The organism is Donghicola tyrosinivorans, from assembly GCF_003003355.1.
GTDB lineage: Bacteria > Pseudomonadota > Alphaproteobacteria > Rhodobacterales > Rhodobacteraceae > Donghicola > Donghicola tyrosinivorans.
In genome coordinates, this window is record NZ_PVTQ01000003.1 from 250,021 (window position 1) to 270,762 (window position 20,742).

Consider the following 20,742-nt stretch of genomic DNA (forward strand, 5'->3'; position numbering starts at 1 on the left):
TATGGCAAACGTCATGACGTTCGCCTGCCCGCCGCAGCCAGTGAGAATTGATTAGGGCAACAGCCCTGACCCACCAGCGAAGGAAGGGTTAAAACATGCAAAAGTTTGATGAAAACTGGGTCCGCGCCGAAGAAGAAAAGCGCAAGTGGATGGACGAGAACAGCCTGTACCGTGACGCCGAGGAGCATTCCTCGTGCGGCGTCGGTCTGGTTGTCAGCATCGACGGCAAACCCAGCCGTAAAGTGGTCGAGGCCGGTATCACCGCGCTGAAGGCGATCTGGCACCGTGGTGCTGTGGACGCAGACGGCAAAACCGGTGACGGCGCAGGTATCCACGTTCAGATCCCCGTTCCGTTCTACTACGAGCAAATCCGTCGCACCGGCCACGAGCCGAAGAAAGACGAACTGCTGGCAGTTGGTCAGGTGTTCCTGCCGCGCACCGACTTTGGCGCTCAGGAAACCTGCCGGACCATCGTGGAAACCGAAGTTCTGCGCATGGGTCACAGCATCTATGGCTGGCGTCACGTACCCGTCGATGTGACCTGTCTGGGTGACAAGGCGAACGCGACCCGTCCCGAGATCGAGCAGATCCTGATCTCGAACGCGAAGGGCGTGGACGAAGAAACCTTCGAGCGCGAACTGTACGTGATCCGTCGCCGCATCGAGAAAGCCGCGGCTGCTGCACAGATCAACGGTCTGTACATCGCGTCGCTGTCGTGCCGCTCGATCATCTATAAAGGCATGATGCTGGCCGAGCAGGTTGCGGTGTTCTACCCCGACCTGATGGACGAGCGTTTTGAATCGGCGTTCGCGATCTATCACCAGCGCTATTCGACCAACACCTTCCCGCAGTGGTGGTTGGCTCAGCCGTTCCGCATGCTGGCGCATAACGGTGAAATCAACACCATCAAAGGCAACACCAACTGGATGAAGAGCCATGAGATCCGCATGGCCTCGGCGACCTTTGGTGACATGGCCGAAGACATCAAGCCGATCATCGCAACCGGTGCGTCGGACTCGGCGGCGCTGGACGCGGTGTTCGAGGTTCTGGTGCGTGCAGGCCGTAACGCGCCCATGGCGAAAACCATGCTGGTGCCCGAGTCGTGGTCCAAGCAGGCGGTAGAACTGCCCGACGCATGGCGCGACATGTACGCCTACTGCAACGCCGTGATGGAGCCCTGGGATGGCCCCGCCGCACTGGCGATGACCGACGGCCGCTGGGTCTGCGCGGGTCTGGACCGTAACGGTCTGCGCCCCATGCGCTATGTCGTGACCGGCGACGGCCTGCTGATCGCGGGTTCGGAAGCGGGCATGGTTCCCACCAACGAAGCGACCGTTGTGGAAAAAGGCGCTCTGGGTCCGGGTCAGCTGCTGGCCGTGGACATGAAGACCGGCAAGCTGTTCCACGACACCGAGATCAAAGACACGCTGGCTGCCAGCCAGCCCTTTGGCGATTGGGTCGGCAAGATCAATGAACTGGATGAAGCGCTGGGCGACATTCAGGAGAAGGCCCTGTTCACCGGTGCCGAGCTGCGCAAGCGTCAGATCGCTGCCGGCTATAGCATGGAAGAACTAGAGCAGATCCTTGCCCCGATGGCAGAGGATGGCAAAGAGGCACTGGCTTCGATGGGTGACGATACGCCGTCGGCAGTTCTGTCGGCCAAGTACCGTCCGCTAAGCCATTACTTCCGTCAGAACTTCAGCCAGGTGACCAACCCGCCGATCGACAGCCTCCGCGAATTCCGCGTGATGTCGCTGAAGACCCGTTTCGGCAACCTGAAGAACGTGCTGGACGAAAGCGGCAGCCAGACCGAGATCCTCGTGCTGGACAGCCCCTTTGTGGGCAACGCGCAGCTGGAAGAAGTCAAAAAGCACTTCAATGCCGAGCTGATCGAGATCGACTGTACCTTCATGCCCGGTGCCGACCTGCGCACTGAACTGTCGCGTATCCGCGCTGAAGCCGAGGATGCGGTGCGTTCGGGCGCCGGTCACATCGTTCTGACCGACCATCTGCAGAATGCAGAAAAGGTCGCGATGCCGATGATTCTGGCGACCAGCGCGGTGCACAGCCACCTGACCCGTAAGGGCCTGCGGACCTTCTGCAGCCTGAACATCCGTTCGGCCGAATGTGTGGACCCCCACTATTTCGCCGTTCTGATCGGCTGTGGTGCGACCACTGTGAACCCCTATCTGGCCGAAGATTCGCTGGCAGATCGTATCGAGCGTGGTCTGCTGGAAGGCAGCCTGACCGAGAACATCAGCCGCTACCGTGACGCTATCGACCAGGGTCTGCTGAAGATCATGGCGAAGATGGGTATCTCGGTGATCTCGTCCTACCGTGGCGGTCTGAACTTTGAAGCCGTGGGTCTGTCGCGCGCCATGTGTGCCGAATACTTCCCCGGTCTGATGAGCCGTATCAGCGGTATCGGTGTCAGCGGTATCCAGAAGAAAGCCGAAGAAGTACACGCAGCCGGTTTCAAAGCGAACCGCGACGTGCTGCCGATCGGTGGTTTCTACAAGGCGCGCCGTTCGGGCGAGACCCACGCGTGGGGTGCAAACAACATGCACCTGCTGCAGTCCGCTTGTGACCGTGGTTCGTATGAACTGTGGAAGCAGTATTCGTCCCTGATGAAGGCGAACCCGCCGATCCATCTGCGTGACCTCTTGGACATCAAGGCGCTGGGCAAAGCGATCCCGCTGGAAGAGGTGGAATCGATCACCTCGATCCGTAAGCGTTTCGTAACGCCGGGTATGTCGCTGGGCGCACTGTCGCCCGAGGCGCACAAGACCCTGAACGTGGCGATGAACCGTATCGGCGCCAAGTCGGATTCGGGTGAAGGCGGCGAAGATCCCGCACACTTCCACCCCGAGCCCAACGGCGACAACCCGTCGGCCAAGATCAAACAGGTGGCTTCGGGCCGTTTCGGTGTCACCGCCGAATACCTGAACCAGTGTGAAGAACTGGAGATCAAAGTCGCACAGGGCGCGAAGCCCGGTGAAGGTGGTCAGCTGCCCGGCATGAAGGTCACCGACCTGATCGCCCGTCTGCGCCACTCGACCAAGGGTGTGACCCTGATTTCGCCGCCGCCGCACCACGACATCTACTCGATCGAGGACCTTGCGCAGCTGATCTACGACCTCAAGCAGATCAACCCGCGTTGTAAGGTCACCGTGAAGCTGGTTGCCTCGTCCGGTGTTGGCACCATCGCCGCGGGTGTGGCGAAGGCGAAAGCGGACGTGATCCTGATCTCGGGCCACAACGGTGGTACTGGTGCGTCGCCTGCGACCTCGATCAAATACGCGGGTCTGCCGTGGGAAATGGGTCTGACCGAAGCGCATCAGGTTCTGGCGATGAACCACCTGCGTTCGCGCGTCACCCTGCGGACCGACGGTGGTCTGCGGACCGGTCGTGACATCGTCATGGCAGCGATGATGGGTGCCGAGGAATACGGCATCGGCACCGCCGCCCTGATCGCGATGGGCTGTATCATGGTGCGTCAGTGCCAGTCGAACACCTGCCCCGTGGGCGTATGTACGCAGGACGAAAGCCTGCGTGCCAAGTTCACCGGCAACGCGGACAAAGTGGTCAACCTGATCACCTTCTACGCACAGGAAGTTCGCGAGATTCTGGCAAGCATCGGTGCCCGTTCGATGGATGACGTCATCGGTCGTGCCGACCTGCTGAGCCAGGTCAGCCGTGGTGCTGCGCATCTGGACGATCTGGACCTGAACCCGCTGCTGATCACTGTGGATGGTTCGGAAGCGATCGAATACGACCGCAGCCGTCCGCGCAACGTTGTGCCGGATACTCTGGACGCGGAAATCGTGAAGGACGCCGCGCGCTTCCTGAAGGATGGCGAGAAGATGCAGCTGAGCTATGCGGTGCAGAACACGCACCGTACGGTCGGTACCCGCACCTCGAGCCACATCGTGCAGAACTTTGGCATGCGCAACAGCCTGCAGCCTGACCACCTGACCGTGAAACTGCGCGGTTCGGCTGGCCAGTCTCTGGGTGCCTTCGCGGCCCCCGGTCTGAAGATCGAAGTGTCGGGCGATGCGAACGACTACGTGGGCAAAGGCCTGTCGGGTGGTACCGTTGTGGTCCGTCCGCCGATGGAAAGCCCGCTGGTTGCTGCCGACAACACCATCATCGGTAACACCGTTCTTTACGGTGCGACCGACGGCTACCTGTTCGCAGCTGGCCGCGCAGGCGAGCGTTTCGCTGTCCGTAACTCGGGTGCGAAAGTGGTGATCGAAGGCTGTGGTTCGAACGGCTGTGAATACATGACTGGCGGTGTGGCGGTTATCCTCGGGACCATCGGTGCCAACTTTGGCGCGGGTATGACCGGCGGTATGGCCTATCTGTGGGACCCCGAAGGAGAAACCAGCCGTTGGATGAACATGGAAACGCTTGTGACCTGCACGCCCTCGCACCCCCATTGGGTCGAGCAGCTGAAGGGTCTGGTCGAGCGTCACTATACCGAGACCAAGTCGCGTAAGGCAGAAGAGATCCTGCAGCACTGGGACGAGAACCTGCAGCACTTTGTTCAGGTCTGCCCGAAAGAGATGCTGGACAAGCTGACCTACCCGCTGGCCCCCGAAGGCAAAGAGGCGATCCCCGCCGAATAAGGCCAGACGGATCTGACATGACTGACCCCGCCAAGGAAACTTGGCGGGGTTTTTCTTTGTCCGGTTGCCAGTGCGTGCGGAAGGAGTGAGTGGGGAACGGTGGGCGGCATTCCATGGTGTAAACGCAAGTTAACTATTGCCGATTTGCAATAGTCGCCCATCCTGATGGATTTTTGCGCATTTTAGGTTTGCGCGAATCTACGTTCGTAAGAATAGTTAACAATACAAAATAATAAAAAATATATCCGAGCGAGCAGTACAGAGGCACAGCAAGATGCCCACCACATATTCGGATCAGTTTTACTATATGGACCCCGCCAACCCACCGGCGTCGGGCACATCGCTGATCCCGCAAGTCCGCAGTTATACTGACGGAAACAACAACTATCAGATCGAAGCGGGTCGTTATGATTCGTTCGACGGATCGCGCATTCTGGCGGTGTATCCTGGTGACCAGATCGTTGCAGAATTCCCTGACGGGGAAGTGAAGACGATCACTGGCGTGACGTTCTATGTCTCGAACGGGGCGGGGGGACGCTATGCGGTGTTTACCCCGACAGACGGGACTGTGTTGCAGCCAGCGACCTTTCTTTCTGCACCTTTCTATGAGCCGTCCTCGACCAAGGTGGACCTGCCCCAGATGGGGCCGCCCTGTTTCACCCCCGGCGTGATGATCGACACCGAAAGCGGGCCGCAACCCGTTGAGGACATCCGCATCGGTGATCTGGTCTGGACGCTGGACAATGGTTTGCAGCCCGTTCGCTGGATCGGGAACACCACAGTGCGGGGCCATGGCGCCTTTGCGCCGGTTCTGGTGCGGGCAGGGGCCTTGGGCAACAGCGCCGATATGCTGGTCAGCCAGCAGCACCGCTTTATGCTGTCCGACTGGCGGGCCGAGTTGCTGATTGGCGAGCCCGAGGTTCTGGTGGCCGCCAAACATCTGGTGAACGGGCGCGATGTGACGCTGTCTCCGCAGCCGCATGTGACCTACATCCACCTGATGTTCGATCGCCATGAGATTGTCTTTGCCGAGGATGCGCCGACCGAAAGCTTCTTTGCCGGTGGCGTGATGGCCGATGGCATGGAAGAGGTCCAGCGCGAGTTGGCAGCCCTTTTCCCCGAGGTCGAGCAGATGGCCAGCGCCTGTGTTCTGGCTCGTCCCAATGTGAAACGCTATGAGGCGACCGCGCTGATGGCTTGACCCCTGCGTATGGGCGGGCTTACTGGCAGGTATGGCAAAGAGCACAAAGAAAAAGACCACAGGGCGTAAGTCTAAAGGCAAGGCCGCATCGCGCAGTTTCCGCGACCGTTTGCGCGGCTGGCTGCGGTATGGCCTGTTCGGTGTGATCGGGCTGTTGGCGCTGGCGGTGATCCTGCCGGCCTATATCAACCCGCCCCGTGGCCCCTATATCATCGCGGAATCCATGCGTTTGGGCAGCGTTGACCGTGCCTGGACCCCAATGGAACAGATTGCCCCTGTGATGGCGCGCTCGGTCGTGGCGGCTGAGGATGCCAATTTCTGCAAGCACTGGGGCTTTGACATGGGCGCGATCCGTAGCGCCATCGAGGACGGCGGGAACCGCGGCGCCTCGACCCTGACGCAGCAGGTGGTAAAGAATGTCTACCTCTGGCAAGGGCGCAGTTGGCCCCGCAAGGCGCTGGAGGCGCTGTTGACCCCTCTGGTCGAAGCGGCGTGGAGCAAACGGCGCATTCTGGAGGTCTATCTGAATGTGGCCGAGTTCGATGAAGGCGTCTTTGGCGTTGATGCGGCGGCGCGGAACTACTTTGGTACCTCGCCCGAGGCATTGACAGCACGGGAAGCGGCGCTGCTGGCGGCGCTATTGCCTGACCCGAAGGATCGGGATGCGGCTAACCCGTCGAAATTCGTCTCTCGGCGTGCGACACAGATCGCCGATGGGGCCGCGACCATTGCCCGTGACGGGCGTGCGGCCTGTTTCGAGGATTGAAAACCCCCTGCGGGACAGGCATTGATGGTCTGGCCCCCTTAGTCACCTGATCGAGATATGATGAACCGTCTGTATCACGTCCCCCTGTCGCCCTTTTGCCGGAAAGTCCGTTTGGTGCTGGCCGAAAAGCGTATCGAAGTGGAACTGGTGGAAGAGCGGTATTGGGAAATGCAGCCCGATTTCATGCGCCGCAACCCTGCGGGCAAAGTGCCGGTGCTGAAGCTGGACGGGCGCACGCTGACCGAGAGCATGGCGATCTGCGAGTATGTGGATGATCTGTACCCCGATCCGTCCCTGATGCCGCAATCCGCCGAGGGCCGCTACGAGGTGCGTCGCTTGGTTAGTTGGTTCGACGACAAGTTCCACCACGATGTTACCGCGAACCTTCTGTACGAGCGGGTGAACCGCAAGCTGATGAAGACCGGTTATCCCGACAGCCGTGCGGTGAAGCTGGGTGCTCAGCGGATCAAGTACCATCTGGATTATATGGCGTGGCTATTGGATCACCGCCGCTGGCTGGCCGGAGATCGCATGACGCTGGCGGATTTCGCGGCGGCGGCGCATCTGAGTTCATTGGACTACATCAGTGACGTGGACTGGAACCGTAGCGATGTGGTGAAGGACTGGTACGCCAAGATCAAATCGCGCCCTGCTTTCCGCAGCATTCTGGCCGATCAGGTTCCGGGCTTTCCGCCCCCTGCCCATTATGCCGATCTGGATTTCTAAGCTTCGCTCTTTGGGGCAAGGCTGGGGGCGCTGCCCCCAGACCCCCGAGGTATTTGTGCCAAGATGAACGGGGCGGCGCTGAAAGAGGCTTTGGTGGCGGCGGCCTTGGCGGAGGGGTTTTCCTCGGTAAGGGTATGCCGTCCTTGGGATGTGCCGGAGGTTCCGGCCCGCTTGGAGGCTTTTGTCTCGGCGGGCTATCACGGGCAGATGGGCTGGATGGAAGAGCGCATGTCGTGGCGCGGTGATCCGTCAGCTTTGTGGCCTGAGGCGCGGTCGGTGATTGTGCTGGGCGAGAGCTATACCCCTGAAGAAGATCCGATGGATGTGGTGGGTTTGCCGGATCGCGCGGCGATATCCGTTTATGCCCGCGGGAAGGATTACCATGATCTGGTGAAGAAGCGCCTGAAGCGCTTGGCCCGTTGGCTGATTTCCGAGGCGGGCGGCGAGGTGAAGGTGTTTGTGGATACCGCGCCGGTGCCGGAGAAGGCTTTGGGGCAGGCGGCGGGCCTTGGCTGGCAGGGCAAGCACACCAACCTAGTCAGCCGTGAGATGGGGAACTGGTTCTTTATCGGCTCGGTCTTTTCGACGTTGGAGTTGCCGGTAGATGGACCTGAGGTGGATCACTGTGGATCGTGCAGCCGCTGTTTGCAGGCCTGTCCGACCGAGGCTTTTGTGGCGCCTTATCAGATGGATGCGCGGCGCTGCATTTCCTATCTGACGATCGAGCATAAGGGGCCGGTGCCGTTGGAACTGCGCGAACGGCTTGGGAACCGGATTTATGGCTGTGACGATTGTCTGGCGGCCTGTCCGTGGAACAAGTTTGCCGTTGAGGCCCGCGAGATGCGCTATGCGGCCCGTGAGGGGACCATTGCGCCGCCTTTGGCGGAACTGGCGGCACTGGATGATGCGGCGTTCCGCGAGAGATTCTCGGGCAGTCCGATCAAGCGGATCGGGCGCGGACGGTTCGTGCGCAACGTATTGTATGCCATCGGAAATTCGGGAGATCCGTCGCTGGGAAAGGTGGCCACCGCGCTGGTGGAAGACCCCGATGAGGACGTGGCCGATGCAGCGCGGTGGGCTTCCTTACGACTGGGGTAAACATACGCTGCAACTGCGCGGCTGACCAGTGCCTATCACCGAAGTGTCAGGAAGGTTTCAAGGGCTTTGCCTTTGGCGATTTTGACCCCACATTATGGCGCAGCCCAGATAGGAGAATTGCCCCGTGAGCCGATATACCCGTGATCCCGATGTCGTGCAGGCACTGGAGCCTGAAAGCTTTTACGTGACGCAGGAAAGCGGCACCGAGCGGCCCGGCACTGGCAAATACCTGAACAACAAAGAGCCGGGGCTTTATGTGGATATTGTCTCGGGTGAGCCGCTGTTTGTGTCCTCTGCGAAATACGAATCCGGCTGTGGTTGGCCCAGTTTCACGCGCCCCGTCAGCGATGATTTCATTCAGGAGCTGGTGGACACCAGTCACGGGATGCGGCGGACCGAGGTGCGTTCGACCCACGGGGACAGCCACTTGGGGCATGTGTTCGACGATGGGCCGCGGGAACGGGGTGGTTTGCGGTACTGCATCAACTCGGCCGCGCTGCGGTTTGTGCATCGCGATGATATGGTGGATGAGGGGTATGGGGATTACCTTCCCCTATTGGATGAGGAGCAATGACGATGGCTGAAGAACGCGCTGTTCTGGCGGGTGGCTGTTTCTGGGGGATGCAGGATTTGATCCGCAAGCTGCCCGGGGTGCTGCGCACGCGGGTGGGGTACACGGGGGGCGATGTGGCCAATGCGACCTATCGCAACCACGGCACCCACGCGGAAGGGATCGAGATATTCTTTGATCCGGCGAAGGTCAGCTATCGCCAGTTGCTGGAGTTCTTTTTCCAGATCCATGATCCGACCACGTTGAACCGGCAAGGCAATGATCTGGGCCTAAGCTATCGAAGCGCGATCTACTATGTGGATGATGCGCAGCGTCAGGTGGCCGTGGACACAATTGCCGACGTTGATGCCAGTGGCATCTGGCCGGGCAGGGTTGTGACCGAGGTCGAGCCGGTCAGTGACTTCTGGGAGGCCGAGCCCGAGCATCAGGATTATCTGGAGCGGCTGCCGAACGGCTATACCTGCCATTTCCCGCGCCCTGATTGGGTTTTGCCAAAGCGGGACGCGGCGGAATAAGCCGCTAAATAAAGTTTACGTCGGGGCCCTTTGTGGCCCCGTCTTTGTTTCAGAAGCGAAAGCCAGCGCTAAGCTGGGTGGTGGTGCTGTTCATCTTCCAGTCGGATGTGGTGGTGCTGTTGAAGTCCTGATGCCGGTGGCGCTTCATCTCTAGCCCGATCGAGAAATTGGGGGTCACCAGAAACTCTGCCCCGCCACCGATGAAGGTGCCGCCGCCGGTGCGGATGTCCTCGATCTCGATGCGGCTGATGCCTGTGGTGACATAAGGCAGTGTGCGCCCCAGATCGAGGCCGCCGCGCAGTTTCAGCATGCTGAATGAGGCGACGTTCACGCTGGGGAAGGGGGCGACGTAAAGTTCCACATCTGTAGAGAGATGCTCGATCGCGGCGCCAAGGACGAAGGAGCCGAAATCCTGATCGACGCCGATCTGCAGGCCGTTGATCTGTCCGTCCCCTTCCAGATCGACAAAGCCGCCTGTCGTCTTTGACGTTGCGCTGCCGCTGCTGATGCCGATGTAGACACCGGTCCAGTCCTGGTCTTGCAGGGTCGTTGTGGCACCGGAGGTTTGGGATGTTTCAGCCCCTGCGTTGGCCGCACTGACCAATAGGATGGCCGCAGCCATCGCTTTGTAAAGCATCTCTGCCCCTTCCTGAAATGTTAAGGATCGTGTCTCTTTGTGATACACGCTTTAATTGCAAAACACTGTACACGAATGCAATCAAAAAGAGAAATTCTCGGCGATCCTGTGCTGATGGATTCAAGGTTTCATAGGGTATGCGCGTGGATTGGCGCAAATTGGCTGTACAATAGCCTACACAAATGCGGGTTTGTCTTTGCGGTGCCGGACATCAGAAAGATACCTTTGGCGGCAGGCGTGCTGGTTCCCCTCCAGCAAAAGTTTGAGGGCAGCGCGGGGCTGCCCTCAAAAACCAGTTAGAACCGGAAGGATGCTCTCAGTTGGGTCGAGGTCGCGCCAAGCTTGATGGGGTTCTCGTCGCCGAAGGCACGGTAGTCGTGGCGGCTGACCTCAAGGCCGATGGTCAGACCTTCGGTGACAAAGGCCTCGACCCCGCCACCGTAAAAGCCGCCACCGCTTGTGTTGCCGTTGTCCAGCGCGGCGCGGCCGATGCCAGTGGTGACATAGGTCATCGCGCCACCCAAATCCAAGCCGCCGCGCACCTTCAGCATGCTGATGGAACTAAGCTTGGCCACATCGTCCAGATTAACGTCTGTTGGGGTATGTTCGACCGAGGCCCCCAGCACGTAGTCCCCGAAATCCCGATCCACGCCGACGTGAAAGCCCATTGCGGGGCCTTCGCCCGACAGTTGGGGATCATCGCTGGTTTCACCGACAACGCCGCCAGCGCTGTAGCCCAGATAGACGCCTGTCCAATCGGGCGACTGGGGTTCGGGCAGCGGTGAGGGGGCGGGAGGGGCCACGTAAACGGGCGCTTCTACGGTTCGCTGCAATCCACCTGCAGAGGCCGCACTGGCCAGCAGGATGGCTGCAAGAGCAGTCATCGCTTGATAATACATTTCTTACCTTTCCTACCTACAATCTGTTCGCCTCTGCGTGCGATACCCGTTTAGGTTGCAAGTATTGGTCCGGTAATGCAATCTACCGCTGATTCACGGAGTGGTAGTGCGTGGCGGAATCGTCACGCTTGTCTTCGGTCAGTTTGGTTTGGAAGATCGTGGGTCGCTTATTATAGTATTGTTTTCGTTAGTGATTTTTGGGCCGCGGACGCTTGGGAAAGCAATCCGAATTATCCGAGCTTTCTCGATCTGACGAGTGCTGCCGGTACGGTGGCGTCCGCGTGTCCGCCCGAAAAAGAAGAGAGCCCGCTTGGGACGGGCCCCCTTCCACCGAGGAACAGAGGATACTGGTAACGACTCGGTAAACGTGGACTCGTTAGAAGCGGTAAGATGCACGCAGCTGGGCGGTGGTCGCATCTAGGTCGGTGTTGGTGTCGTTAAAGTCGGTGAACGTGTGCTCAAGGACTTCGGCACCCACAGTCACGTTGTCTGTGACCTTGTGTTCATAGCCCAGACCGTAAAAGCCGCCGTCGCTTGTGCCTAGGTTCTCTGCCGTGGCGCGTGCTGCACCGCCGGTCACGTATGCCAGACCGTTGCCCAGATCCAGACCGGCGCGGGCCTTCAGGCGGGTGATGCTTTCAAGGGTGTCGGCGCTGTCCAGCTTGATCTCGCCCGCGTCATATTCCACGGCACCACCAAGGACGAATTGGCCAAAGTCATAGTCGTAACCAAGGTGCGCACCGCCGAGGCCGCCCTGACCGTCCAGATCGTTGGTGCCATCGGTAACGACATCACCGCCACCGTATTGCAGACCGCCGTATACGCCGGTCCAATCGCCATCCAAACGTGCGGGCGCGGGGGCGGGCGCTGCGACGGGCTGCTCGATCACCGGAGCGGACAGGTTGCCCGCGAAGGCAGGGACGGCCAGCGCCATAAGGGTTGCCGAGGTAAGGGCTACAGTCTTGATCGCCATGAAATGAACCTTTCTGTTATTCGTAAAAATGCACTCGTGTGTGCTGCGGAACATAGCTGGGGTCGGCTAAGCGCTTATGCAATCACGGGAAATTCACATCTTAGGCCCGAGGATGTGAACGATCCGGCCCTCTTTGCAGGGACCTGTGGTGCAGGGGCAACGCTTTCGGATTAGTTCCTTGGTGTCAGGGGGTTAGGCTGCGCGGGAACCTGCCGGAACAGGGCGGGAATGCGGCCGATGACGCCAGAGGGCCGAAAACCGGTGCAAAGAAAAACCGTCGCTCTGCCCAGATACACAGGCTGCACCCATCATCGGCAATTGCGTAGTTGTATGATGACTGTGCATAGTCTGCTTGACCCGCTTCTAAATTCCGGCGCAAGCCCTTTCATATGCCCTACGATACCTATCAGCCGATCAAGGCCATTACACTTAAACTTCTGTCAGTGGTCGCCTTCATGTCGATGGCCTCGCTGATCAAGGCGACGGCGGATGATGTGCCGACGGGCGAGGCGGTGTTCTTCCGGTCCTTCTTCGCGATGCCGATCCTGTTCACCTGGCTGGGCTGGCGCGGAGAGCTGCGCACGGGCCTGAAGGTCAAAGCTCCGTTTGGCCACGTGATCCGCGGCTTTGTCGGGGCCAGCGCGATGGGGATGAACTTTATCGCGCTGGGGCTGCTGCCCCTGCCAGAGGTCACCGCGATCGGTTTTGCCGCGCCGCTGATGACCGTGGGACTGGCCGCCGTCATGCTGAAAGAGCGTGTCGGCCCGTTCCGCCTGTCTATGGTGGCGCTGGGGCTTGTGGGGGTGATGATCGTTCTATGGCCCCGTCTGACCCTTGAAGGGGCCAGTGCAGGGGCAACCTTGGGCGCGGTGCTGGTGCTGGGGTCGGCGGGCTGCCGTGCATTGGCGCAAATCCAGATACGCAATTTGGTGAAAATCGACGAACCAAGCGCCGTGGTGTTCTGGTTCACTATGACAACGACGGTGCTTTCGCTGTTCACCATCCCCTTTGGTTGGGTGATGCCCGAGGGGCAGGTGCTGGTGTTCCTGATCCTTGCCGGCCTTTTGGGGGGGATGGGGCAGATCCTTATGACCTCGGCCTATCGTTACGCAGGCGCAGCTGTTGTGGCGCCGTTCGACTATAGCTCGATGCTGTTTGCTTTAGCTGTGGGTTACATATTCTTTGCCGAGATTCCGACAGTCCCCATGTTGATTGGCGCGGCATTGGTAATCGCAGCGGGCGCTTTAATTATCTGGCGTGAGCATCGATTGGGGTTGAAGCGCGGAAAAGCACGTTCCGGAGTGACCCCCCAAGGGTAACTTCACCTTATAGTTGTGTTGTCGACATGCTTACGGGTTAAGTAAAAATTATTTTCGATGATTCCTTGGTCCTGAATCCAGCTAGAAGCGAAGGTTTTAAGTTGCTCAAGCACTGTGATTTAGTGGTTTGCAAAATTGCAAAAACAACTTTTAACTGTTCATCAACTTGTGAGATTTTGGTTTATGCAAACAAGGTTAAGCAAAAATGCGGCCTGTGGATAAAATCCTTAAAAACATGATCAGAATCGCGTGATCTCCAACAAAACAAGCCAAAAGTACGTATCCAAATAGTACCATTCATAGGGAGATTGATGTGTCCCATTGGGGAGTAATTTGTAATATCTAATCCCCATTCGATGTGTCAAAGTAGTCTCATCGGTTTGGTAAGCCAGTTTTCGTTTTCCCACATCCACACCTAATGACGTGGCTAACAATTCTCTCAGATGAAGCGTTCATCACAAAGGATAGTTAGCAAAACCAATTAAGAGGGATTCAGAATGCGTGTACTTATCGCTGACGATCACGAACTGCTCCGCGACACGCTGGAGCTTTACCTGAAGCAAGAAGGCAATATCGAAACTGCTGTTGCCGCTGATCTGGATGGCGCTGTCCGTCTGATCAACAATGAGGGACCTTTCGATCTGGTCCTGCTGGATTTCAACATGCCCGGCATGAATGGCCTTGAAGGTCTGCGCCGTGTTCAAGAGATGAACAGCGGCCAGCGCGTCGCCCTGATCTCTGGCGTTGCAACCCGCGATATCGCGGAGCAGGCGCTGGCCTCGAACGCTGCCGGTTTCCTGCCGAAAAGCCTGTCGGCCCGCAGCCTGATCAACGCCGTGCGCTTTATGGCCATGGGCGAGCAGTATGCGCCGCTGGAATTCATGTCCGGTGCGCAGGAAGATGACAAGTCGAACCACCCGCTGGCCAGCCAGCTTTCGCGCCGCGAAATGCAGGTACTGGAAGGTCTGAGCCTTGGCAAATCGAACAAAGAAATCGCCCGCGACTTAGACGTGCGTGAGCCCACCGTGAAGCTGCACGTGAAAACGCTGTACCGTAAAATCGGCGTTCATAATCGTACGCAAGCTGCACTAGTCGCGAAAGAAGCCGGCCTGTTCTAAGGTCCGCTTGTCCGACGGGCCCGCTAAGAGGTTCTCGGCGAAGAGACACGTCATTCATCCCTGAGGGGGTGTGTGCATCGGGCACGAGGTTGGTGCCCGCCATTGGATGTGGTCGATAAGGCAGGCCGGATCATCGCGGATTTGGAAATTCGCAAGCTCCGCCTGTCTTTTCGGATCATCAGATGGCAAGTCCAAAGCGGGCGAAGTTCCGCAAAATAACCGGGTTTACCTAATCTACCAGCTTACACCTGCGGATTTCTGCCGTCGCATGAAGATGATCCATGCATGCGGAATTTCGATGGTCTAACGTTGCCTTGTGCACTAGGTGTTAAGGCGATGTTCAGAACTCTATTTCTCTCAGTTATTAGCGCCTCGGCACTGGCGGGTTCCGCCACAGCCCTTGAGGTGAATGTCGTGTTGGACGGGGGCGATGATGCTCTGAAAGCACGCCTTGAAAACGCCTCGCGCCTTGCTGCTGCCGATGAAACCGGCACGGCGACCTCTCAGGATTATGCGGCTGCGGCGCTGGCGGAATACAGCATCATGGTCGGTGTGCTGTACGAAGAGGGCTATTACGGCCCGAAGGTGAACGTGCTGCTGGACGGGACCGAGGCGGTTGACCTTGATCCCTTTGAATTACCTGAACAATTCTCAAAGGCTGAGGTGCGGGTCCAGACAGGGCCGGTGTTCACCTTTGGCAACGCCACTATTGCACCTGTGGCCCCCCAGACCACGCTGCCCGAAGGGTTTGCATCGGGGCAGAAGGCGCAGCTGGACGTGATCCGCAGCACCGGCCAAGAGGTGGTTAGTGGCTGGCAGGACATCGGCTATGCCAAGGCCGATCTGACAGACCAGACCATCGTGGCCGATCACCCGAACAAGACGCTGGATGTGGATCTTGGGGTGACGACGGGGCCTTTGCTGACCTTTGGCAAGCTGGTGATCAGCGGCAACCGCAATGTGCGCGAAGAGCGGATCAAGGCCATCGCCGGTCTGCCCCGCAGTGCGGTTTATGATCCGGATATTCTTCAGCAAGCCGCCACCCGTTTGCGGGATACCGGCGCGTTCCGGTCGGTCTCGATGCGGCTGGCGGATGAGATTAGCGAAGGTGACAAGATCAACGTGGAGCTGCGGGTCTCTGAAGCCAAGCCGCGCCGCTTTGGCTTCGGGGCCGAGCTGATCTCGCAGGAGGGGCTGGAACTGTCGGGCTTCTGGATGCACCGGAACATTCTGGGCGGTGCGGAAAAGCTGCGGCTGGACTTTGCGGTTGGCGGCATCGGCGGGGTGACAGGTGGTGAAGATACCATGCTGAAAACCCGCTTTGAGCGCCCCGCCACCTTTGACGCCCGCAACACCCTGTTCGCGCAGACCTTGCTAGAGCGTCAGAACGAGCCCGACTATATCTCGGACCAGTTCCGCGCCGATCTGGGGATTACCCGTTGGGCCAGCGAGTTTCTGGATGTGGAATACGGCATCGCCTACCGCCGTGCGCGCATCATTGATGGGGGTAGCGAAAGCTATTTCAGCCAACTTCTGTTCCCGATCAACGCCACCTATGACAAGCGTGAAGGGGGTGCCTCTGCCACGGGGGGATACTACCTGAAGGGCGAAGTGATGCCTTTCATCGGCCTGAACGACACGGCCAGCGGTACCCGCAGCACGATGGATGCGCGGACCTATCTTAGTCTTGGTGAAAGCACCGTTGTTGCCCTGCGCGGCCAGTTGGGCGCGATTGAAGGGGCCAAGGTGCAGAACCTGCCGGCGGACTTCCAGTTCTATTCGGGCGGTGGCGGCACTGTGCGCGGGCAAAGCTATCGTTCGCTGGGGTATGGCGACGGAGGCGGCGCGACCTTCCTTGGCGCCTCGGCCGAGGTGCGGCAGGGCTTTGGCGGATCGCTGGGGGCGGTGGCCTTTGTGGACTATGGCTACATCGGGGCCGAGCCGAGCATGACGATGGACGGCAGTGATCATACGGGCGGCGGTCTGGGCCTGCGCTATGAAACGCCGATCGGTCCGCTGCGTCTGGATGTGGCAACGCCGCTGTCTGGTGACAGCGTCTTGGGCAAACTGGAAATTTATATCGGGATCGGACAGGCATTTTGAGACGGTGGATTGCGACAGCTCTCATTGCGCTGACCCCGCTGGCGGGCGCGGCGCAGGATGACGACGGACAGGGCTATCTGGAACGTCTGCTGCAGGACACTTTGTCAGGTGCGGGCCGTGAAGTGCGCATCGAAGGGTTCCGCGGGGCGCTGTCCAGCCGCGCGACCATTGACCGGCTGACCATCGCGGATGCCAACGGGGTCTGGCTGGACGCCGAAGGGCTGGCGCTGGACTGGAGCCGCGCGGCCCTGCTGCGCGGGCGGGTCGAGGTGAATGAACTGTCCGCCGAAAGCCTGAAGATGCCGCGCAAGCCGGTCTCGGACGCTGTGGATGTTCCTGCGCCAGAGGCGACGGCCTTCACTCTGCCTGATTTGCCAGTTTCGGTGAATGTTGCGGACCTGTCTGTCGCACGGGCCGAATTGGGCGCGGATGTGATTGGTCAGGATGCGGTGCTGTCTCTGTCTGGGCGGGCGCAACTGGCCAATGGCGCGGGCATTGTCGCTTTGGAGGCAGGGCGTCAGGACAAGGCGGGGCAGTTCACGGTTGATCTGGCCTATGATCCCGATGCGAACACGGCAGCCATCAATGTCCAGACGCAGGAACCCGATGATGGCATCATCGCGGGGCTGATCGGTCTGCCCGACCGCCCCAGCATTGATCTAAGCGTTGCGGGCACGGGGCCTGCGGACAATCTGACGGTGGATGTGGCGGTCAAGACCGACGCGGCCTTGCGGCTTGGCGGTCAGGTGACCCTGCGCGGCTCGGCTCTGGATGTGGATTTGGGCGGCGACCTGCGGGCGCTGCTGGATGAGCGGTATCACCCGCTGGTGGGGGATGACGCGCAGGTCAAAGCCTCGGCCGCGAAGGCGGATGATGGCACGCTGACCCTGAGCGATCTGGATGTTCAGGCGCGGGCGGTGGATTTGCAGGGCCATGCGGTGATCGCACCCTCTGGCTTGCCCACCGAGATTGCTTTGAAAGGCAGCCTGCAAGACCCCGATGACGTTCCGCTGGAACTGGCGCCCGATGTGACCATTGCCTCGGCGCGGATTGATCTGGGCCATGATGCGGCGGCGGGTCCCGATTGGACGGGGCAGGTGGTGCTGGAAGGGGTTTCTCAGGCGGCTGTGGAACTGGGCCAAGTGACCCTGAACGGCAGCGGACAGATTGTGCCCGAGAACGAAGATAGCCCGCAGCAGGTCTCGGCCCGTTTTGATTTTCTGACCGACGCGTTGCAGATGACCGATCCGGCGGTGCAGGCGCTGTTGGGGCCGCAGGTGCAGGGCGGCGTTGATCTGTTGGCGGTGGACGGTCAGCCGTTGGCCCTGCGTGATCTGGTGATCACGGCGCGGGCATTTACGGCTTCGGGTCGGGCAGATGTGGATGGGCTGGAGTCCGGCTATGCCACTGCGCTTGATCTGGCCGTGGACGTCAGTGATCTGGAAGCCGCGCGGGCGGCGTCTGGTTTGGATTTGGGCGGGTCGGCCAATCTGGCGGTTGCGGGCAGCGTGACGCCCTTGTCCGGTGCGTTCGATCTGCGTGTGACGGGCCAGACCCGCGATCTGCAGACCGGTCAGCAGTTGCTGGATGGTCTGGCAGGCGGCACTGGTGATCTGTCGCTGGTGGCCCGCCGCGATGAGACTGGTATCACCATTGAGACGCTGGACCTGAACACCGAAGGTCTGCGCATGATCGCCAAAGGCACCGTGGGCAGCGCCGAGACCAACATCGACTTTGACGCGCTGGTCAAGGATCTGGCTCGGCTTGGTCCTGATGGGGCAGGTCGGGCGACTTTGACTGGCAGCGCGGCCTTGAACGGCACGGTGGTGAACCAGATCAAGGTTCTGGCCAATTTGTCGGGCTTCAACGGCGTTCGCGTGCCTTTGGGCGATCAGACCCTGAGCCTGTCCGAAGGCCGCGTCGATGCGGAAATCGGACAAGGGCGTTGGACTGTGGATACCGCTTTGGCCGGTGTCCGTCATGCGTTGGGGCAGTTGAACCAAGGGGATATTCGCGGGCGCGGCACCTATGCACAAAGCGAGAGTGGCGCGGTGACCGCCCTGAAAGGTGATCTGTCTGCTGAACTGCAAGGCGCGCAGCCTGCGGATGCGGATTTAGCGCGGGCATTGGGGCAGAACGCCAGCCTCGTGACCCGTGTGGATTATACCGAAGGCCAGCCTTTGGTGCTGAACCCCCTGTCGCTGACGGGGGACGGTTATGGTCTGAGCGGCGCGGTCAGTGCTGATCTGGAAGCGCAGGTCGCCGACGTGGACCTGAGCGCGAATGTGAAGGACGCGGGACGGTTCTCGGGCCTTGCGGGGCGCAGCCTTTCGGGCGCGGCGGATGTCTCGGTCAAAGGGACCTTGGGCGCGACCCAGATGGATGTGGTTGTGACCGCGACGGGGCGCGGGCTGGATGTCAGCGATCCCCACGCGAATGGCCTGTTGCAGGGCAGTCTTGATCTGGACGGGCATATTCTGCGCGATGGGGACGTGTTCACCATCGACCGGCTGGATGTGACGGGCGGCAACCTTAGCGCCAAGGCCAGCGGAACCGTGTCTGCGGACGCACGGGATGTAACCGCCGAGGTGCGGGTCAGTGACCTTTCGCGTCTGGTGGAACAGTTCCCCGGTGCGGTCAGCGGCACGGCGCGGATTGGCGGCAGCGGATCGACCACCACAGTTGATGTGAACCTGAACGGGCCTGCGGGCATGACCGCCAAAGTGGGCGGCAGCATTGATGGGGCGACCCTTGATCTGACGGCCACGGGGCAGCTGCCTTTGGGGCTGGCCAATCCGATGATCGCGCCGCGCCAGGTCTCGGGTGTGGCCAATCTTGATCTGGCGATCCGAGGGCCTGCGGGGCTGGATGCGGTCAGCGGGTCGGTGCGGGTTGCGGACGGGTTGTTCTCGGAACCGCTCGTCGGGATCAGCCTGAAAGAGATCAACGGCGCGGTTGCTATGTCGGGTGGACGGGCCACAGTGGACATGAGCGCGCGGGGCAGCGAAGGCGGCAAGCTGAACGTTGCGGGCGATGCCAACCTCTCGGGCAATATTCCCGTGGATATTACCGTGGTTCTGGATGCTTTGGTTTTCCGCGATGCGGGGCTTTATGAGGCGACCACCAGCGGCGAGATTACGTTGAAAGGTCCCGCGACGGGCGGCGCCAGCATCGGCGGTGAAATCAACATCGCGAAGGCCGAGTTGCGCATTCCCGAAACCGGCGCGGGTGCCGGTGGCGCGATCCCTGAAATTGAACACATCGCCCCCAGTGCTGCCGTGCAGACCACGCGCAGCCGTGCGGGTCTTATCGTGGATGACAGCGGCCAAGGGGCGAAAACGATCGGCTTCCCCATTGATCTGGTGATCAAGGCACCGCAACGGGTCTTTATCCGAGGTCGCGGGCTAGATGCGGAATTGGGCGGGCAGATGCGTCTGCGCGGGGCGACGGATGACATCATCCCCTCGGGCCGGTTCGATCTGGTGCGCGGTCGCCTGACCCTGTTGGGCCAGCGCTTTGAGTTCGACGAAGGCTATGTGGTGCTGGAAGGTGCCCTGAATCCCGCGATCCATCTGGTGGTCGAAACCCAGCAAGGCGAGATCACGACGTTTATCATCGTCTCCGGTGCGGCCTCTGCCCCCGAGGTCACGTTCAGCTCTAGCCCCGAACTGCCCGAGGACGAGGTTCTGGCGCAACTGCTGTTTGGCCGCGACATGAGCCGCCTGTCCGCATTCCAAGCTCTGCAACTGGCAAATGCAGTGGCCACTTTGGCCGGAAAAGGCGGGAAAGGCGTGATTTCCAGACTGCGCGAAGGGTTTGCGCTGGACGATCTGGATGTGACCACCGATGATCAGGGCAATGCGGCGGTGCGCGCGGGCAAGTACATCTCGGACAACGTCTATACGGATGTGACGGTCGGCGCGGCTGGCAAGACAGAGTTGAACCTGAATATCGACGTTAGCCCCTCGATCACGGCGCGGGGCGGGGTGGATAATGAGGGGACCAGTAGTGTCGGTGTCTTCTTTGAGCGTGATTACTAACCCGTTCGGGTGGCGCGGCAATCTAATTGCTGTGCCGCCGTTTGAAAAACCCTGTGCGTGATTTGTACGGTTCGGTGAAATACTGCCGTAAAGATTGAAGAATGGCGGGTAGGCTGTTACCTAGCCACAAAAAACTGCAACAGATTGA

14 protein-coding genes are annotated in these 20,742 nt (G+C 60.0%); 11 read left to right on the forward strand and 3 right to left on the reverse strand.

Annotated features, from left to right (window positions below; all coding sequences use genetic code 11):
* Positions 1-95 precede the first annotated feature (95 nt).
* The 7 genes from gltB to msrA all read left to right on the forward strand — a co-directional run bounded on the left by gltB (position 96) and on the right by msrA (position 9,505).
* Positions 96-4,628 carry a glutamate synthase large subunit gene (gene gltB / locus CLV74_RS06000; RefSeq protein WP_106263327.1) on the forward strand — a complete coding sequence of 1,511 codons (4,533 nt, stop codon included), beginning with the start codon at positions 96-98 and terminating at the stop codon, positions 4,626-4,628.
* Positions 4,629-4,902: 274 nt separating this feature from the next.
* The gene (locus CLV74_RS06005) at positions 4,903-5,829 is read left to right on the forward strand and encodes a Hint domain-containing protein (protein WP_106263328.1); all 927 of its coding nucleotides are present in this window, start codon (positions 4,903-4,905) and stop codon (positions 5,827-5,829) included.
* A 31-nt stretch (positions 5,830-5,860) separates the two neighbouring features.
* Complete coding sequence (gene mtgA / locus CLV74_RS06010; RefSeq protein ID WP_106263329.1) at positions 5,861-6,595, forward strand: monofunctional biosynthetic peptidoglycan transglycosylase; 735 nt, start codon at positions 5,861-5,863, stop codon at positions 6,593-6,595.
* 60 nt (positions 6,596-6,655) lie between these two features.
* Positions 6,656-7,321, forward strand: a complete 666-nt coding sequence (fzlA, locus tag CLV74_RS06015) for an FtsZ-binding protein FzlA (RefSeq protein ID WP_106263512.1) — start codon at positions 6,656-6,658, stop codon at positions 7,319-7,321.
* A 63-nt stretch (positions 7,322-7,384) separates the two neighbouring features.
* Positions 7,385-8,419: a tRNA epoxyqueuosine(34) reductase QueG gene (gene queG, locus CLV74_RS06020; RefSeq protein ID WP_106263330.1), complete on the forward strand. Its 1,035-nt coding sequence runs from the start codon at positions 7,385-7,387 to the stop codon at positions 8,417-8,419.
* 124 nt (positions 8,420-8,543) lie between these two features.
* Positions 8,544-8,993, forward strand: a complete 450-nt coding sequence (msrB, locus tag CLV74_RS06025) for a peptide-methionine (R)-S-oxide reductase MsrB (protein WP_106263331.1) — start codon at positions 8,544-8,546, stop codon at positions 8,991-8,993.
* Between the two features lie 2 nt (positions 8,994-8,995).
* Positions 8,996-9,505, forward strand: a complete 510-nt coding sequence (gene msrA, locus CLV74_RS06030) for a peptide-methionine (S)-S-oxide reductase MsrA (protein WP_106263332.1) — start codon at positions 8,996-8,998, stop codon at positions 9,503-9,505.
* A 49-nt stretch (positions 9,506-9,554) separates the two neighbouring features.
* Here the strand turns inward: msrA and CLV74_RS06035 are convergent, their stop codons facing one another.
* From CLV74_RS06035 to CLV74_RS06050, 3 genes are all read right to left on the reverse strand, one after another.
* Positions 9,555-10,142 carry an outer membrane protein gene (locus CLV74_RS06035; protein ID WP_106263333.1) on the reverse strand — a complete coding sequence of 196 codons (588 nt, stop codon included), beginning with the start codon at positions 10,140-10,142 and terminating at the stop codon, positions 9,555-9,557.
* 296 nt (positions 10,143-10,438) lie between these two features.
* Positions 10,439-11,041, reverse strand: coding sequence for a hypothetical protein (locus CLV74_RS06045; RefSeq protein WP_106263335.1), 603 nt, complete (start codon positions 11,039-11,041; stop codon positions 10,439-10,441).
* A gap of 376 nt (positions 11,042-11,417) precedes the next feature.
* On the reverse strand, positions 11,418-12,014 hold the full coding sequence (locus CLV74_RS06050; protein WP_106263336.1) for an outer membrane protein: 597 nt from the start codon (positions 12,012-12,014) through the stop codon (positions 11,418-11,420).
* 389 nt (positions 12,015-12,403) lie between these two features.
* Between CLV74_RS06050 and CLV74_RS06055 the strand changes: the two genes are divergently transcribed.
* The 4 genes from CLV74_RS06055 to CLV74_RS06070 all read left to right on the forward strand — a co-directional run bounded on the left by CLV74_RS06055 (position 12,404) and on the right by CLV74_RS06070 (position 20,594).
* Positions 12,404-13,333 (forward strand): DMT family transporter, encoded by a 930-nt coding sequence (locus CLV74_RS06055; protein ID WP_106263337.1) that lies wholly within the window; start codon positions 12,404-12,406, stop codon positions 13,331-13,333.
* A gap of 497 nt (positions 13,334-13,830) precedes the next feature.
* The gene (locus CLV74_RS06060) at positions 13,831-14,451 is read left to right on the forward strand and encodes a response regulator transcription factor (RefSeq protein WP_106263338.1); all 621 of its coding nucleotides are present in this window, start codon (positions 13,831-13,833) and stop codon (positions 14,449-14,451) included.
* Between the two features lie 336 nt (positions 14,452-14,787).
* A complete protein-coding gene (locus CLV74_RS06065) occupies positions 14,788-16,554 on the forward strand; it encodes an autotransporter assembly complex protein TamA (RefSeq protein ID WP_170107993.1) in 1,767 nt (588 codons plus the stop codon).
* Positions 16,551-20,594 carry a translocation/assembly module TamB domain-containing protein gene (locus CLV74_RS06070; protein ID WP_106263340.1) on the forward strand — a complete coding sequence of 1,348 codons (4,044 nt, stop codon included), beginning with the start codon at positions 16,551-16,553 and terminating at the stop codon, positions 20,592-20,594. Before CLV74_RS06065 ends, CLV74_RS06070 begins: the two co-directional genes overlap by 4 nt.
* Positions 20,595-20,742 lie beyond the last annotated feature (148 nt).